This window comes from Pseudomonas sp. EU05-FHT14B02, assembly GCF_058791055.1.
Genome location: NZ_JBYTDD010000022.1, coordinates 1 through 14831 on the forward strand (window position 1 = coordinate 1; position 14831 = coordinate 14831).

The 14831-nt window shown below is 60.7% G+C and carries 16 protein-coding genes; 3 read left to right on the forward strand and 13 right to left on the reverse strand.

Annotated features, from left to right (window positions below; translation table 11 throughout):
• From AC3WTM_RS19720 to potE, 5 genes are all read right to left on the reverse strand, one after another.
• Nucleotides 1-509, reverse strand: a 509-nt coding sequence (locus AC3WTM_RS19720; protein ID WP_492587634.1) for an OmpP1/FadL family transporter, incomplete at its 3' end; no start/stop codon positions are given.
• Between the two features lie 420 nt (nt 510-929).
• On the reverse strand, nt 930-1469 hold the full coding sequence (locus tag AC3WTM_RS19725) for a phosphohydrolase (protein ID WP_102672326.1): 540 nt from the start codon (nt 1467-1469) through the stop codon (nt 930-932).
• A complete protein-coding gene (locus tag AC3WTM_RS19730; protein WP_008050481.1) occupies nt 1469-1870 on the reverse strand; it encodes a hypothetical protein in 402 nt (133 codons plus the stop codon). Before AC3WTM_RS19730 ends, AC3WTM_RS19725 begins: the two co-directional genes overlap by 1 nt.
• A gap of 180 nt (nt 1871-2050) precedes the next feature.
• Nucleotides 2051-4336, reverse strand: a complete 2286-nt coding sequence (locus AC3WTM_RS19735; protein WP_102672296.1) for an Orn/Lys/Arg family decarboxylase — start codon at nt 4334-4336, stop codon at nt 2051-2053.
• Between the two features lie 16 nt (nt 4337-4352).
• Nucleotides 4353-5738 carry a putrescine-ornithine antiporter gene (potE, locus tag AC3WTM_RS19740; protein ID WP_102672297.1) on the reverse strand — a complete coding sequence of 462 codons (1386 nt, stop codon included), beginning with the start codon at nt 5736-5738 and terminating at the stop codon, nt 4353-4355.
• A 182-nt stretch (nt 5739-5920) separates the two neighbouring features.
• Between potE and AC3WTM_RS19745 the strand changes: the two genes are divergently transcribed.
• Together AC3WTM_RS19745 and AC3WTM_RS19750 are read left to right on the forward strand one after the other, a co-directional pair.
• On the forward strand, nt 5921-6250 hold the full coding sequence (locus AC3WTM_RS19745) for a hypothetical protein (RefSeq protein ID WP_102672298.1): 330 nt from the start codon (nt 5921-5923) through the stop codon (nt 6248-6250).
• A gap of 122 nt (nt 6251-6372) precedes the next feature.
• Nucleotides 6373-6789 (forward strand): organic hydroperoxide resistance protein, encoded by a 417-nt coding sequence (locus AC3WTM_RS19750; RefSeq protein WP_102672299.1) that lies wholly within the window; start codon nt 6373-6375, stop codon nt 6787-6789.
• A gap of 156 nt (nt 6790-6945) precedes the next feature.
• On the opposite strand, the gene AC3WTM_RS19755 is transcribed toward AC3WTM_RS19750, so the two are convergent.
• The 6 genes from AC3WTM_RS19755 to AC3WTM_RS19780 all read right to left on the reverse strand — a co-directional run bounded on the left by AC3WTM_RS19755 (nt 6946) and on the right by AC3WTM_RS19780 (nt 11230).
• The gene (locus AC3WTM_RS19755) at nt 6946-7455 is read right to left on the reverse strand and encodes a copper chaperone PCu(A)C (protein WP_102672300.1); all 510 of its coding nucleotides are present in this window, start codon (nt 7453-7455) and stop codon (nt 6946-6948) included.
• Nucleotide 7456: 1 nt separating this feature from the next.
• Nucleotides 7457-8062 (reverse strand): SCO family protein, encoded by a 606-nt coding sequence (locus AC3WTM_RS19760; RefSeq protein WP_102672301.1) that lies wholly within the window; start codon nt 8060-8062, stop codon nt 7457-7459.
• Between the two features lie 193 nt (nt 8063-8255).
• Complete coding sequence (locus tag AC3WTM_RS19765) at nt 8256-9140, reverse strand: ChaN family lipoprotein (protein WP_102672302.1); 885 nt, start codon at nt 9138-9140, stop codon at nt 8256-8258.
• Between the two features lie 52 nt (nt 9141-9192).
• Nucleotides 9193-9960 carry a heme ABC transporter ATP-binding protein gene (locus AC3WTM_RS19770; RefSeq protein ID WP_102672303.1) on the reverse strand — a complete coding sequence of 256 codons (768 nt, stop codon included), beginning with the start codon at nt 9958-9960 and terminating at the stop codon, nt 9193-9195.
• Nucleotides 9960-10943, reverse strand: a complete 984-nt coding sequence (locus tag AC3WTM_RS19775) for a FecCD family ABC transporter permease (protein ID WP_173677977.1) — start codon at nt 10941-10943, stop codon at nt 9960-9962. Before AC3WTM_RS19775 ends, AC3WTM_RS19770 begins: the two co-directional genes overlap by 1 nt.
• Before the next feature lie 143 nt (nt 10944-11086).
• Nucleotides 11087-11230 carry a hypothetical protein gene (locus tag AC3WTM_RS19780; RefSeq protein WP_158247459.1) on the reverse strand — a complete coding sequence of 48 codons (144 nt, stop codon included), beginning with the start codon at nt 11228-11230 and terminating at the stop codon, nt 11087-11089.
• 96 nt (nt 11231-11326) lie between these two features.
• On the opposite strand from AC3WTM_RS19780, the gene metE reads away from it, so the two are divergent.
• Nucleotides 11327-13615 (forward strand): 5-methyltetrahydropteroyltriglutamate--homocysteine S-methyltransferase, encoded by a 2289-nt coding sequence (metE, locus tag AC3WTM_RS19785; protein WP_102672305.1) that lies wholly within the window; start codon nt 11327-11329, stop codon nt 13613-13615.
• Between the two features lie 105 nt (nt 13616-13720).
• On the opposite strand, the gene AC3WTM_RS19790 is transcribed toward metE, so the two are convergent.
• Both AC3WTM_RS19790 and AC3WTM_RS19795 read right to left on the reverse strand, forming a co-directional pair.
• The gene (locus AC3WTM_RS19790) at nt 13721-14392 is read right to left on the reverse strand and encodes a class I SAM-dependent methyltransferase (protein ID WP_102672306.1); all 672 of its coding nucleotides are present in this window, start codon (nt 14390-14392) and stop codon (nt 13721-13723) included.
• Between the two features lie 111 nt (nt 14393-14503).
• Nucleotides 14504-14722, reverse strand: coding sequence for a DUF4287 domain-containing protein (locus tag AC3WTM_RS19795; RefSeq protein ID WP_057715420.1), 219 nt, complete (start codon nt 14720-14722; stop codon nt 14504-14506).
• Nucleotides 14723-14831 lie beyond the last annotated feature (109 nt).

Here is a 14831-nt window from a genome sequence, read left to right on the forward strand (position 1 = left end):
ATGCCCAGGCCGACTGACCACTGCTCATTGAAGCGATAAGCCACGCTCGGTACCAGCGACAGGCCGAGCAGGCTGGAGTTCTGCGCAAAGTAGCGGCCGGACCAGTCGTTGTCGTAATTGACCGCCAGGCCGAAGTCGCCGTACTGGCCGAAACCGACGCTCCAATGCTCGTCGAGTTCATGGCTGATGAAGAAGCTGCCACCGGGAATCGGATCGAGGGCGTTGCCACTGCCGCTGCCCGGGGTGTTGGAGCCGGAATCGCGGTCGAAGCTCAGGTCGCCGTACAGAACCTGCAAGCCGGCGGTGATTTGCGTGCCTGGCAGATAGCTCATGCCCGCGGGGTTGCTGGCGATGGTCGAGGGGCCTTGGGCACGGGCGGCGGCACCGGCGTTGGCCAGGCCGGCGTTATCGGTGCCGATTTCATAGAGCATGATGCCGCCGGCCCAGGCTTGCTGGCAGCACAGGGCAAGTAGCGCAGAGGTGGGCAGGGCTGCTGTTTTTGTCGGCATTGGAACCCCTCGGCAATTGTCCATTTCGAATACGGGAGGACTGCACCGGCCACCCGTGGATTCGGTTGTTATTTGGCCTTTTCAGCGGCCAGGGTCAGGCCAGGTAACGCCATCGCAGACTGCAAATCGCAAACTTCGAGAAGAAGGTTGTCCGGTTCCTGTCGAATTCCTGCGTTCTTGCGTTCTTGCGTGAGTACATCGAGACGAGCCCCTAACCGTCATGGAATTTCGGTACCCCCGCGAAGAGAGTAGGTTTGAATGGCGGAATATCCAGTACTGGATAATCAGAAAGTCAGCGTTTCAGGCGAGTTGCACTGAAATCGCAAGATCTCCCAAGGAAGGCATAGCAGTGTCCCGCGATTCATGTATGACTACCGATTCTGTTTCGCAGCATTTTCGAGGGGGTAACAGAGGTCTGTTTCACCAGCGAAACATGGGCAGCGGGCGCAGCGGCGAGCGAATGAATTGACGGGCTGAAAGCTTCATCAGCATCGAGTGAAAGCCGTGATCGGGAAAGGTCGACTGCACGGTTTTGATGAAGCTGCGGGGCAAGCCGAAACGCACCAGGCCCAGGGACACATCCACCAGATCGGCCTGGCGGAAGGGTTCGACGCTGGCAGCGTAGGCGCCGTGATACCGGCGTAGTTTGTGATGCTCAAGTATCAATGCGCTGACTTCATCTTTGAGTTCCGCTCGTTGCTGATTGTCGAGGTACTCGGTGGCCAGGGCAATGGACGGCGGCAGGTAGTCGAGGGTGTCATCGGTCCAGATGCCCAGGTCATGAAATGCCGCCGCTATTTGGACGGCGGCCGGGGGCAGGCTATCGGTCCCACTGAGGGCTCCGTGGAAATTCAGCACCCGGTAAATGTGGTTGCGGTAGCCCTGCAGGTCGGCCCCGATGGCCAGGGCGAACGAGGTGAGAATCTCGTCGGTGAGGGGGAGTTCGAGAAGAAGCTTCATCATGCGTCACGCAACAGGTCGTTGGCATTGAGCAGTTCGTAGGCGATCTCCGGGCGCTTTTCCATGGCCCGGCGAATGGCGGCGGGGATGTTGGCGCGGGTCTTGCGACACAGCCCCGGCAGTTCGCCAATCTGGATGCCGATGCCGCGCATGGTGCGCACTTCGTTGAAACCGGGTGCGATGTCCACGCGGATGCCCAACTGTTCGAGCATGCGCCGTTGCAGGTGCTCCAGATCGCTCAGGCTCTGCAGGTTCTCCAGACGTTCGATCAGGCGTTTTTCTTCATTGCGGGTCAGAAACAGAATGCGCAGGTCCGCCCCTGGTGTTTCCAGCAACGGGTCACGCCCGCAGTCGCAGGCGCCGGGCGGGCAAGGTGAGCGGATCGCAGCGGTGGTGGTCATGGGGATCAATCATAGAGCTCTGTGATCGAGTTTGCCCATAGGGATTTGGTGTGAAAGCGATCTAAAAATGTGGGAGCGGGCTTGCTCGCGAAGACGTCCTGTCAATCGACAATTGCGTCGACTGACACTACGCCTTCGCGAGCAAGCCCGCTCCCACAGGGGGCGGTGAGCCAGCTTGTCTTACTTCAGTACCAGCATCCGGTAAACGCCATCTTCGACTTCGATCCCGTGGGTGTCATGGGTGAAGCCGGGGAAGGATTTGTCGAAGGCTTCCAGTGCCTTGAGATACGCCAGCAACGGACCGTCCGCAGGCCCTGCGTTCTCACCCGGCATGAGCAGCGGGATGCCTGGTGGATACGGCACGATACCGGTCGCGGCAAGGCGTCCGGCGGCTTCGTTGAGCGTCACCAGCTCGATGTCGTTACGCACCAGTTTCTCGTAGGCCTCCACCGGGCTGAACTCGGCTTTTGGCAGGGTGCCGAAGGCCTGGGACATGTTGGCGGTGGTCTTGTGTTTCTTCATGGCGGCGAAGATTTCGTCGGCCAGATCCTTCAGGCCCATGCCGGCATAGCGATGCTGGTTGGCGTTGTACAGGTCGGGCAGGCACCGCTCGAGCTCGGCGTTGTCGTCATAGTCACGCTTGAAGTCGAGCAGGGCGTTGAGCAGCGTGCCCCACTTGCCTTTGGTGATGCCGATGGAGAACAGGAACAGGATGGTGAAATCGGTGGTTTTCTCGACCACGATACCCTGACGGCCCAGGTACGCCGTGACCACGCAAGCGGGGATACCGGAGGCGAGCAGGCTGCCGTCGTCACCCATGCCCGGGCTGAGCACCGAGACCTTGATCGGGTCGAGCATGCAGTAGCCGTCTTCAATGTCGCCGAAGCCGTGCCATACCGCGTTCGGGTGCAGGACCCAGCAGTTCGGATCGGTTTTCAGTGTAGCCGGGTCGACCTCATGGAACGGCACGGCCGCTGCGCCAACCTGTACGGTCGGCGGCTGCCAGCAGGTGAAGAACCAGTCGTTCTTGCCCGCCATCTCGTTGTGCATGCGCGAGAGAACCTGGCGGAAGCTGATGGCTTCTTCAATCGACTCGTTGGTGAGGATCTGCCCGCTCGGTGCTTCCATCATCGCCGAGCTGACGTCGCAGGACGCCATGATTGCGTAATTTGGCGAGGTCGAGGCGTGCATCATGTACGACTCGTTGAAGCGCGCATGTTCGATCGGGTTACGCCCGTCACGCACGTGGATCATCGAGGCCTGGGACAGGGCAGCCAGCAATTTGTGGGTCGACTGGGTGGCGAACACGGTCGGCTTGGACTTGTCGTGATCGGCCGGATTGCCGTGCATGGCATGGCGTCCGCTGTACAGCGGGTTGAAGCGCGCATAACCGTACCAGGCTTCGTCGAAGTGCAGACGGTCCACGCTTTCGCCCAGCAGTTCTTCGACGCGGGTGACGTTGTAGGTCAGGCCGTCATAGGTCGAGTTTGTGACAATGGCGTGTACCGGCGTCGGGTCGATGCCTTGCTTGACCAGCGGATTGTTGGCGATGGCGGCTTTCACGCCTTCGGCGCTCAGGGTCTGCGGCAGGATCGGGCCGATGATGCCGTAGCGGTTGCGGGTCGGCACCAGGTAGGTCGGAATCGCCCCGGACAGGGTCATCGCGTGCTCGGCGGACTTGTGGCAATTGCGGTCGCAGAGGGCGATCTGGTTGCGCGTGACGCTGGCCATGAGGATGACGCGGTTGGACATCGACGAGCCGTTGGTCACGTAGTACGTGCGGTGGGCGCCGAAGACCTTGGCGGCATAGCGTTCACCCTGGCCGATAGGGCCACTGTGATCGAGTAGCGAGCCGAGTTCGCCAACCGAGATCGACAGGTCGGAACGCAGCAGGTTCTCCCCGAAGAACTCGTAGAAGGCCCGGCCTGCGGTACTCTTCAGGAATGCCGTGCCGCCGGCATGGCCTGGGGTGTGCCACGAGTATTCATAGCTGCGGGCAAACTTTACCAGCGCACCGAACATCGGCGGCAGGGCGGCCTGGCGGTAGCGTTCGATGGCCGCCAGGATGCGCCCGCTGAGGAAACGGGAGGTGTCTTCGGGCAGCCAGATGAAGTCGTCGGCGTGTTGCATGACCAGCAACGGAATGCTCGACGCGGTGGTGCGGTCGCTGATCAGGAACACTGGCACTCGCGTGTTGCGCTCGCGCAGTTTGACCAGCAATTTGGTGCAGTCGGCGTGGCCTTCGCTGGTGTCCATTTCCCACCGGATGAGCACGCATTGAATGGCAGGGTCCGAGCGCAGGATCGAGGCGGCATCGGTGAGGCTTTCCGAGGCCAGTACGCTGACACCACGTCCCTCTACGTCCTGGACCAGTTGATCCAGGGCACGGCCAAACACCGTTCGCTTGTCCGGGGGACTGCTGACCAGTAGCGCCAGCATGCCCAGCGAGTGTTTATATTCCGTCATGATTGATCCTCCAGAGTTAATTCAGGTTGTTGACCGGCACTGGCTCGGCAGTGAGGTGCTGCGCGCTGACGGTTTGCGTCGGTACGCTGTTGTTGAGCGCTTCGAGGCGGATAAGACGGTTGTTGACGAAGCCGAACAGGGTGTAACCAACGATCGTGGCAACGCCGCCCAGCATCAGCGCCTGTTCACCGGAGCTGTACAGCGCCAGGTAGCTGTAGGCCGCCGCGATCAGGGCGATGACGTTGGTGGCCATTGCCTTGCCTTCCGGCACGTTGGAGACTTTCTGCATGGTCATCAGCGCGGCCATTGACAGGATGTACGGCACCAGGTTGGTGACCACCGCGAGGTTGACCAGGGTATCGAACTGCTTGCTCAAGTCGGGGCTGATGGTGAGCAGCGCCAGCGCGGTCTGTGCCGCCAGCAGCACCAGCATGCCGACAATCGGCGTTCCCGCTTTGTTGCCCTTGGCAAAGATCGGCAGGAAGTAACCAGTGTCCGCCGAGCTTTTGTACACCTGGGCGATGGTGAACTGCCAACCCAGCAGCGAACCGATGCAGGCGAGCACCATGGCCGCCATCACGATGTCGCCGACCATCGGGGTGAACATTTTGGCGAAGACCAGGCCGAACGGTGCAGTGGACGCAACCAGTTCTTCGTTGCCGACGATACCGAAGATGACGTTGGTGGAGACGATATAGATCACCGCGGCACCCAGGGTGCCGCCCAGCACTGCAATCGGTACGTTGCGCTCAGGGTTTTCCACTGCGTCGGTGTTGGCGCAAGCCGATTCCAGGCCGAGGAAGGCCCACAGGGTAATTGCCACCGAGGCGCCTGCCGCTTCGAACCAACCTTTGTCGTGGGGGTTCCAGCCAGCGGCGTAAACACTGCTGTCGAACCAGAACCAGCCCACCGTTGAGACCAGCACCACCGGTGCAATCACACCCCAGACCGTCACCGCACCGATACGGCCGGTAATGCTGGCGCCGCCAAAGTTGGCGAAGGTGGTGATCCACAACAGGGCAATAGTGGCCAAGCCTACTTGCAGTGAGTCGAGTTTTATCCCGAACAACACCTGAATATAGCCGACCGCTGTAATACTGATTGCCACGTTGGCAATCAAAAGCGAGAGGCCGTAGGTGTAGTTGGTGATGTAGTTACCTGCTTTACCGAACGTGTATTCGGCATAACCGCCCATGCCGCCGGTCTTGCGGCTGAGCATCCCGCATCGCGCAAAGGCGTACGCCAGAGCGAGAGAACCGGTGGCTGTCACCAGCCAGGAGAGGATCGAAATTGCACCGACTTCCGCGAGTTTCGTCGGTAGCAGGATAATTCCTGAGCCCAACATGTTGACAGCAGTCAACATTGTCAGTTGCCCCACACTCATTTTCTTTGCGACTGACATTCCGTTGCCTCACTTAGTTGGCGATTGAGAGTCTTAGCTATAGCAAAGGATTGAAAACTCGCAAGAAATAACGTCACACATCTCGTTTTCGCATTAATTTGCAAAAAAGGCACGATGCTGGCCCCCAAGTTTAAAAATCCTCAGCAAAATTAGTTCATTTTCTGCTAGTTAGATAGGTCAAGATGCGCAAGACATGGATCGCGTTAATGCCGTTAGTTATCGCGGGTGTAGCCCATTCGGCTCAAGCCAAAGAACTGGCCACCCATGATCAATACATGTGCAGTTGGGGGGCGGGAACCGCCGCAAGGGCACAGGAACTCAAGCTTTCAGGCGTTTCTCTGTACGCCGCACGCCAAAAAATCCAGATCTACAAATTTGCAAAATCCTGGATGCGCATGATGGCTCTTGGTATTACAGAGCAAACTTATGACAGTCCGTCGCGATTCAAACCGGCTGCTGTACGCCAGAGCTTTTATGAGGACTGCGTCAGGTACAAGTTGGCGCGTAAATAAAGAAAAAGCGGACGCCGGTCGGATCGACCGCGGTACGGGGCTGTGACGACTATATTGATTGACCACCCCAGCGACCCGATGGGGTGAAAACCGGTTTTTTACAACTCAATCAGGAGGTCACCATGAGCCAGATCGATAAAGTGTTGTATACCGCCCAAACCCACACCACCGGCGGGCGTGATGGCGCGTCCCGCAGCTCCGACGGGATCCTCAACGTGAAGCTGTCGTCGCCAGGTGCGGGCGGTGGCGGTACTAACCCCGAGCAACTGTTCGCTGCCGGGTGGTCCGCCTGTTTCATCGGCGCCATGCAAGTTGCAGCCAAGGAAATGAAAGTGGCGTTGCCCAAGGATGTGGCCGTCGATGCCGAGGTCGATTTGGGCACCAATGAAGGCGGCTATCTGCTGCAGGCGCGGCTCAATGTCAGCCTGCCGGGGCTGGACAGTGAAATCGCACAGAAAATCGTCGACACCGGGCACCAGTATTGCCCGTACTCGAAAGCTACGCGCAACAACATCAATGTGGTGCTCAAGCTCGTTTGAGTTGACGTGAAAAGGACTCGTATTCACTGAAGATCAAACTGTGGGAGCGAGCTTGCTCGCGATGGCGGAGTGTCAGGCGACATCGATGTCGAATGTGCCTGCCTCATCGCGAGCAAGCTCGCTCCCACAGGTCCTGTGTTTTAACTGATGGAGCAATCAATTCATCTTGCTGTGATCATGCATCATCTTGCTGTGATCCATGGTGCCGATCGCCTTGGCAACGGCTTCAACCTGAATCGACTCTTTCTTGCCCTTGGCGTCTTCCACGGTCAGGGTCAGTGGCACCTTGTCGCCTTCCTTGATCTGGGCCGTCAGGTCCATGAGCATGATGTGGTAACCGTGGGGATCGAATCTCACCGCTTTACCCGCCGGCAGCGCAACGGACTGCACCTGCTGCATTTTCATCACGTCGTCTTTCATGCTCATTTCATGAATCTGCACCAGCTTGGCAGCCGGTGTCTGCACGCTCAGCAACTTGCTGTCGCTGCTGGCGGTGACGGTCATGAAGGCGCCGCTCGACGGCTGGCCGGCCACGGTGGCGCGGACCCAGGCGTCGTCGACCCGGGTTTGTGCCGATACCTGAAAGGCCAGGCCGACCAGGGACAAGCCCAGTGCCAGTTGCTTGCAACCTTGCACGAAGCGGTTTCTTGCCTGCGGGGCATTCATTTCAGCAAACCTCCATCACGGTGAGCAGGTCTTCTGCGCACTCTTTGGCCGTCAGGGACGCGGACAGCCCAAGGCGCAGATTGCCCCGGGAGTCGAAAACAAAACTGGTCGCGGTATGGGAGAGGGTATAGGTATCGCCGCTCGGGACCTTCTCAAAGAACACGCCGAACTCCTTGGCGGTGGCGGCGGTTTCTTCAAGCGTGCCGTACAGGGCTTCGAAACTCGGGTCGAAAGCCTTGACGTACTTGTCGAGCAACTCTGGCGTGTCGCGTTCAGGATCCAGGGTGATGAAGATAACCTGCAGCCTTTCGCCATCGCGACCCATCAGCTTCTTGGCCTGCGCGGCGCGGGCCAGGGTGGTCGGGCACACGGCCGGGCACTGGGTGAAACCGAAGAATACCATCGGCATCAGACCGCGATAGCTGCCCAGCATCCTGGTTTCGCCTTCAGGGTTCTTGAGCTTGAAGTTACGCCCCATGATCTTGTCGCTGAGGTCCTTGCCGTAGTTGAACGACAGCTTGCTGCTGTCGTCGCAACCGGCGAGCAGGCCCAGGCTCAACAGGCCCATGCCTTGCAGGACAGTCCGGCGGGTATACAAAGTACTCATGAAAAAAAGCATCCTGTTGAACAGGCTGAAATGACAGCGTGATGACTGTACAGACGAAAAAATCGCGGGGATGTTAACAAACTGTGCCGGTGCCGGAGGGATGGATACGACCATTGGACCGGCGCACAGGCGTGACATAGTGTCGCGCCGGAGGTTGAAGGCAGGCCCCCTCACCACAATATTTCGGTCGGGTTCAGCGACGCAATTGCGCGCAATGATCCTGTTCCGGTTGCGCGGCGGTGTACCACACGTAATCCGCATTCTCGGCAGTCACGGCCTTGCCCGCTTCGGACAGGATCAGCACCGCATTCCCTTCACCGGCACCGAGGTCCTTCAGGTGCAGTGGCACCCCCAGATCCTTGCGCACGTGGAAGGCACCGGCCAGCAGCAACGCAGGCGTCGGCGCGGCCATCAGGCGCTCGGCCATGCGCCGGTCACGCTGTTGTTGCACGGCGAGCATTGCCGGCATCTGTGCTTCGGGCAACAGGCCGCAATGGGATTCGCGGATGTCGTCCAGCAAGGTCGCCCGTACCTGTTGGGTGGTTGACGCTTGCCCCGTAAGTACCGGGCGCTGTTTATAGATCTGCATGATCTGCGTGCGGTCCATGTTCGCCGCCAGCATCGGATACGGTTGCCGCAGCGCGTAGGTGACGAGTGCGCCATAAACACTCCAGTCCCAATTGGCCTGCCAGGCCAGCGCCGTGAACGCATCGGTCGGTGGCTGGCCCGCGCGGGTCACCGCTTGTGCGGCATCGACCCTGGCCTGTTGGTCGGGATTGAGCATCTCCATCAGCAGGCTGCCCTGGGGGCGTTGTGTCGCCAGTTCGCGCAGCAGCCACAATTGCAGAGCGTGGTGGTCCGGGTTGTCGTGCTGTTCACCGACCAATACCCGAGGCACAACGGCCAGGCGTTGGACAAGTTCTTGCGGTGTCAGCGTACGGCCCGTGGCGAGTTCGCGGATGACTCCGAGGTCGGCGTGATCACGGCCGTGCGGGGCAATCGGCGTCGGCAGTGGTGTGACCTGATGGATTTGGCAGGCAGCCAACAGGCTGAATGCACAGAGCAACAGAAAGCGCATCGGTTTTCCTTATTGGACAGGTGCCCCTTCGATGACAGAGGAGGGGGCGGCATCAGCGCGCGATGATCAGCGGGTGGCCGCGTTCCGGATGCTGGTGAATCAGTACTTGCAGTCCATACACCACCGCCATCGCTTCGGTGGTCAGCACTTCTGCCGGTGGACCGTAGGCGTGGGGCAGGCCCTGATGCAACAACAGTAGTTGATCGCAGTAACGGGCGGCCAGATTGAGGTCGTGCAGAATCACCAGCACGGCAACCCCGCGCTCGGCGAAGTCACGCACGGCTTGCAAAATGGTGTGCTGATGCAGCGGATCGAGCATCGACGTGGGTTCATCGAGCAGCAGGGTTTGCCCCTCGGCACCCGGCCAGAGCTGAGCGAGCACCCGCGCCAGATGCACGCGCTGGCGTTCACCGCCGGACAGGGCCAGATAGCTGCGTTCGGCAAGATGAAGCGCATCGGCGGCTTTGAGCGCCTCGGCGACGATTTCAGCATCGCGCACGCGGCCGCTGGCGTGAGGCAAGCGACCCATGCCGACGATTTCATTGACTGAAAACGCAAAGCTCAGGCTCGAACTCTGCGGCAGTACAGCCAGGCGCTTGGCCCGTTCCTGTCCCGGCCAGTCGGCGAGTGGACGCTCATCGAGTCTGACCCTGCCTTCACTGGTCGCCAGTTCGCCACACAATGCGGCGAGCAGGGTACTTTTGCCGGCGCCGTTCGGCCCCAGCACTCCCAGCACTTCACCGGGGCGCAACTCGATATCGATGTTCGTCAGTACCGTGCGCTTGCCACGGCGTACCAGCAGGTTGTTTGCCCGCAGCATCAGGAGCGTCCTCGCACCAGCAGATAAAGAAAGAACGGAGCGCCGATCAGTGCAGTCACGATACCGATTGGCAATTCGGCTGGCGCCAACAACAAACGCGCCGCCAGATCGGCCAGCAACAGCAGGCTGGCACCGGCCAGCAACGACGCGGGCAGCAACACCCGGTGATCCGGGCCGACCAGCAGGCGCATCAGATGCGGTACCACCAGGCCGATGAAACCGATCAGCCCGGCGGCTGCGACAGCCGCGCCGACGCCGAGCGCTGTGCACAACACCAGCTCAAGCTTGATCCGCTCGATGTCAAAACCCAGGTGACGGGCCTCCGACTCACCCAGCAGCAATGCATTGAGCGCCGCCGCTCTGCGGGGCAACCACAACGCCACGCCCAGGGTGACGATCAGCAACGGCCACAAGCGCGGGTAACTGGCACCGTTGAGGCTGCCCAGGTTCCAGAACGTCAGGGTGCGCAAGGTGGCATCGTCGGCCAGGTAGGTGAACAGCCCGACCCCGGCACCGGCCATGGCCGTCATTGCCACGCCCGCCAAGAGCATGGTGGCAACGTCGGTTTGCCCGTTGCGGCGACCGAAGCGATACACCACCGCCGTGACGATCAAGCCCCCGGCGAAGGCGCTCACCGATAGCAAGTAGGGTTCGATCGCAGGCGGCAAGCCCCCGAGCAGGCTGCCGCCGACGATGGCAAGGGCGGCACCGAGCGCAGCACCGCCGGACACACCGACCAGACCCGGATCGGCCAAGGGATTGCGGAACAACCCCTGCATCGCCACGCCGGACAACGCCAGTACCGACCCCACGGCGATGCCGAGCAAGCTGCGCGGCAGGCGGATCTGCCCGAGGATCAACTCCGCCTGCTGCGTGTCACCACCGTCAAATGGCAACCCGAGCAGACGCATCCCGCCCAGCAAGGTATCGCCCAGGGGCAGGCTGACCGGCCCGAGGGCCAGTGACAGCCAGAACACCAGCACCAGCAACATCAGCAAAAAGATCAACGTCGGACGCGGCCGGAAAATGGCCGTCATGAGCTGATCCCGGCGGTCTGTGCTTTGGCGTCCGGGCAGGGCGTCGTGGCACAGGCCGGCAGTGTTTTGATACGCATCGGGACTATTCCTTAGCCGATCAGAGGGAGGGGGCGGGTATCGAAAACTTCGTAGCGGGTGATGATGCCATCGACGCCCGGCTTACGCACACGCCACGGGCGAGCGCCTTGAATCAGATGTCCATCCAGCGCCGGTTGCGCAGTGCTTCTGATCATGAGAGGAACTTGTGATCATCACGATTAAAATGAGTTTGTCTCACTCGCTGACACTGTCGACAATGACTCCCATCGAACGTATTGGAGTTATTTGACATGGCTGTGGCCCATTCCCTTGGTTTTCCGCGCATTGGTCGCGACCGCGAACTGAAAAAGGCTCAAGAGGCGTTCTGGAAGGGCGAACTCGACGAAGCCGGTCTGCGCACCGTGGGCCGCGACCTGCGCAAGACCCACTGGGACTTGCAGAAAAAGGCCGGCATCGAGTTGCTGCCGGTCGGCGACTTCGCCTGGTACGACCAGGTCCTGACCCATTCGTTGATGTTCGGTGTGATCCCTGAGCGATTCCGCCCGCATGATGGCAAGGCCAGCCTGCAAACCCTGTTCGGCATGGCGCGCGGTGTGAGCGACAGTTGTTGCGGCGGCGCGCATGCCCAGGAAATGACCAAGTGGTTCGACACCAACTATCACTACCTTGTCCCTGAGTTCAGCGCCGATCAGCAGTTCCAGCTCGGCTGGGATCAGTTGTTTGAAGAAGTCGAGGAAGCCCGCGCACTGGGGCACAACGTCAAGCCGGTGATCATCGGCCCGCTGACTTACCTGTGGCTGGGCAAGGCCAAGGGCGTCGAATTCGACAAGCTGGAGCTGCTGGACCGTCTGTTGCCGTTGTACGGCCAGATCTTCCAGCGCCTGGCGGCACAGGGCGTCGAGTGGGTGCAAATCGACGAGCCGATCCTGGTGCTCGACCTGCCGCAGGACTGGAAAAACGCCTTTGAACGGGCCTACAACCTGATTCAGCGTGACCCGTTGAAGAAGCTGGTCGCCACTTACTTCGGTGGCCTGGAAGAGAACCTGGGCCTGGCCGCCAACCTGCCAGTGGACGGCCTGCACATTGATCTGGTGCGTGCACCTGAGCAGTACCCGACCATCCTCGATCGCCTGCCGGCTTACAAAGTGCTGTCGCTGGGCCTGGTCAACGGCCGTAACGTATGGCGCTGCGACCTGGAAAACGCGTTGGCCACCCTGCAGCATGCTCATGAGCGTCTGGGTGATCGCCTGTGGGTCGCGCCATCCTGCTCGCTGCTGCACAGCCCGGTTGATCTGGGGCGTGAAGACAAGCTCGATACCGAACTGAAAAGCTGGCTCGCGTTTGCCGTGCAGAAGTGTGAAGAAGTCGCGGTGCTGGCTCTGGCCGTCAACGAGCCGGAAGCGCCGAAGGTGCTGGAAGCGCTGACTCGAAGCCGCGCTGTGCAGGCCAGCCGTGCTGCGTCGCCGCGCATCCACAAACCGGCCGTACAGGCGCGTGTTGCGGCGATCACCGCCAAGGACAGCCAGCGTCATTCGCTGTTTGCCCGGCGTATCGAGAAACAGCGCGCCGGCCTGAACCTGCCGCTGTTCCCGACCACCACCATCGGTTCGTTCCCGCAAACCGCGTCTATCCGTCTGGCTCGCCAGTCGTTCAAGCAAGGCAAGCTGACCGAAGCCGAATACACCGAAGCGATGCACAGTGAGATCCGTCACGCCGTGCAAGTGCAGGAAAACCTGGGCCTGGACGTGCTGGTGCACGGTGAAGCCGAGCGTAACGACATGGTCGAATACTTCGCCGAGCAACTTGACGGCTATGTGTTCACACGTTTCGGCTGGGTCCAGAGCTACGGCTCGCGTTGCGTGAAACCGGCGGTGATCTTCGGTGACCTGAGCCGTCCGAATGCCATGACCGTGGAGTGGATCCGCTACGCCCAGGGCCTCACCGACAAGGTAATGAAGGGCATGCTGACCGGTCCCGTGACCATGCTGATGTGGTCGTTCCCCCGCGAAGACGTGACCCGCGAAGTGCAGGCTCGTCAACTGGCACTGGCGATCCGTGATGAAGTGGTGGACCTGGAAGCCGCCGGGATCAAGATCGTGCAGATCGACGAAGCCGCATTCCGCGAAGGCCTGCCGTTGCGCCGGGCGCACTGGCAGCACTACCTGGACTGGGCGACCGAAGTGTTCCGCCTGTGCGCCTCCGGGGTGCGCGACGAAACCCAGATCCACACCCATATGTGCTACAGCGAGTTCAACGATGTGATCGAGTCCATCGCCGCTATGGATGCCGACGTGATCACCATCGAAACCTCGCGCTCGGACATGGAACTGCTGGACGCGTTCGAAGCCTTCGCGTACCCGAACGAAATCGGCCCGGGCGTGTATGACATCCACTCGCCAAGGGTGCCGGACTCCTCGGAAATGGCCAACCTGCTGCGCAAGGCCGCCAAGCGCATTCCCGCCGACCGCCTGTGGGTCAACCCGGACTGCGGCCTGAAGACACGCGGCTGGCCGGAAACCGAAGCGGCGCTGGTGCACATGGTCAACGCTGCGCGTCAGCTGCGAAAAGAGTGGGCCTGACGCTGTATTGGGTGCACCACTGAAACCTGTGGCCTCATCGCGAGCTGGCCCGTTCCCACGGGGATGTTCGGTGGGTGCCAGAACTGTGTGCGATATTGAAGCCACTCAGCGCCGTGGTTCGGCCACCAACAGCAACGACTGCGGCACGGGGCTTTGCGGGTGCTGTGGCTCCTGTAAGCCGGCCACTGTAAAGCCGGCCATGTCCAGTGCATTCAGCCAACTGGACAGGGTGCGGAAATACCATGGCATGGGCTGCCACTGCCCCTTGAAGCCAGAGAAGGTCTCTTCCCGCCAGCCATCCTGGTAGTCGCCCGCCGCAGCCGCCCACGGGTGCAGCGTCTGGATCAGCAGCGCACCACCCGGGGCGAGCAGGGTGTTCATGGCGGCGAGCAGGGGGATGATGTCCTGATGCAACAGGGCGAAGTTGGCGCAGATCAGGTTGTAGTCGTGGCCGATGTCGACTTTCGCTTCAGCCAGTTGTTCATAGCTCGCCAAATGCACCCGCGCAGAGCCCGCCGTCCGCGCCGCCTCCACCAGCGTCACATCGCCATCCACGCCGACCGCATCGATGGCCCGGTCTGCCAGCGCACGCAACAACCAGCCTTCACCGCAACCCAGGTCGAGCACACGCTCGGGCTGGCGACCCAGCACCGCCAGCAGGATGGCCTGGTCGGTGACCTTGAGGCGGCTTTCGATGGTGCCGCTGCGAATGGCGTCGATCCAGGCCCGGGCGTTGTGGTGCCAGCTGTCGAGGAGGATGGATTCGGGGGCTGACATGGTCGATGTCCGGCGTGATGGGTTGGATGAAAGGATAGGGCAACAGAAGATTTACGGTGGAGCCGGTTTTACCCGGCACCACCGATAGCACAACAAAGGATGGACCCGTGGCTAGGCACTTTTGGTGGCTGCCAGATGATAGGCAACCAGCGCATTGGCGTGACCATGGCCCATACCGTGTTCGGTTTTGAGCCAGGCCACCATCTCCATGTGTTTCTTGTCGCTGACAGACTTGAGCAGGTCCAGCCAATGGCTGATCGGCTGCCCGTACTTTTTTTCAATGGATGGGAAGTACGAAGCTGGTCCCTTGGTTTTTGTCTCTTCGGTCACGATGCAAACTCCCTTTTCGATTTTCCAGGTTCGAAAACAGCACCGGTTACGTTACTTATTTGCCGTCAACGCGTCCATCGTCCGGGCGGTTGATGTTGAAGCGGGGCGG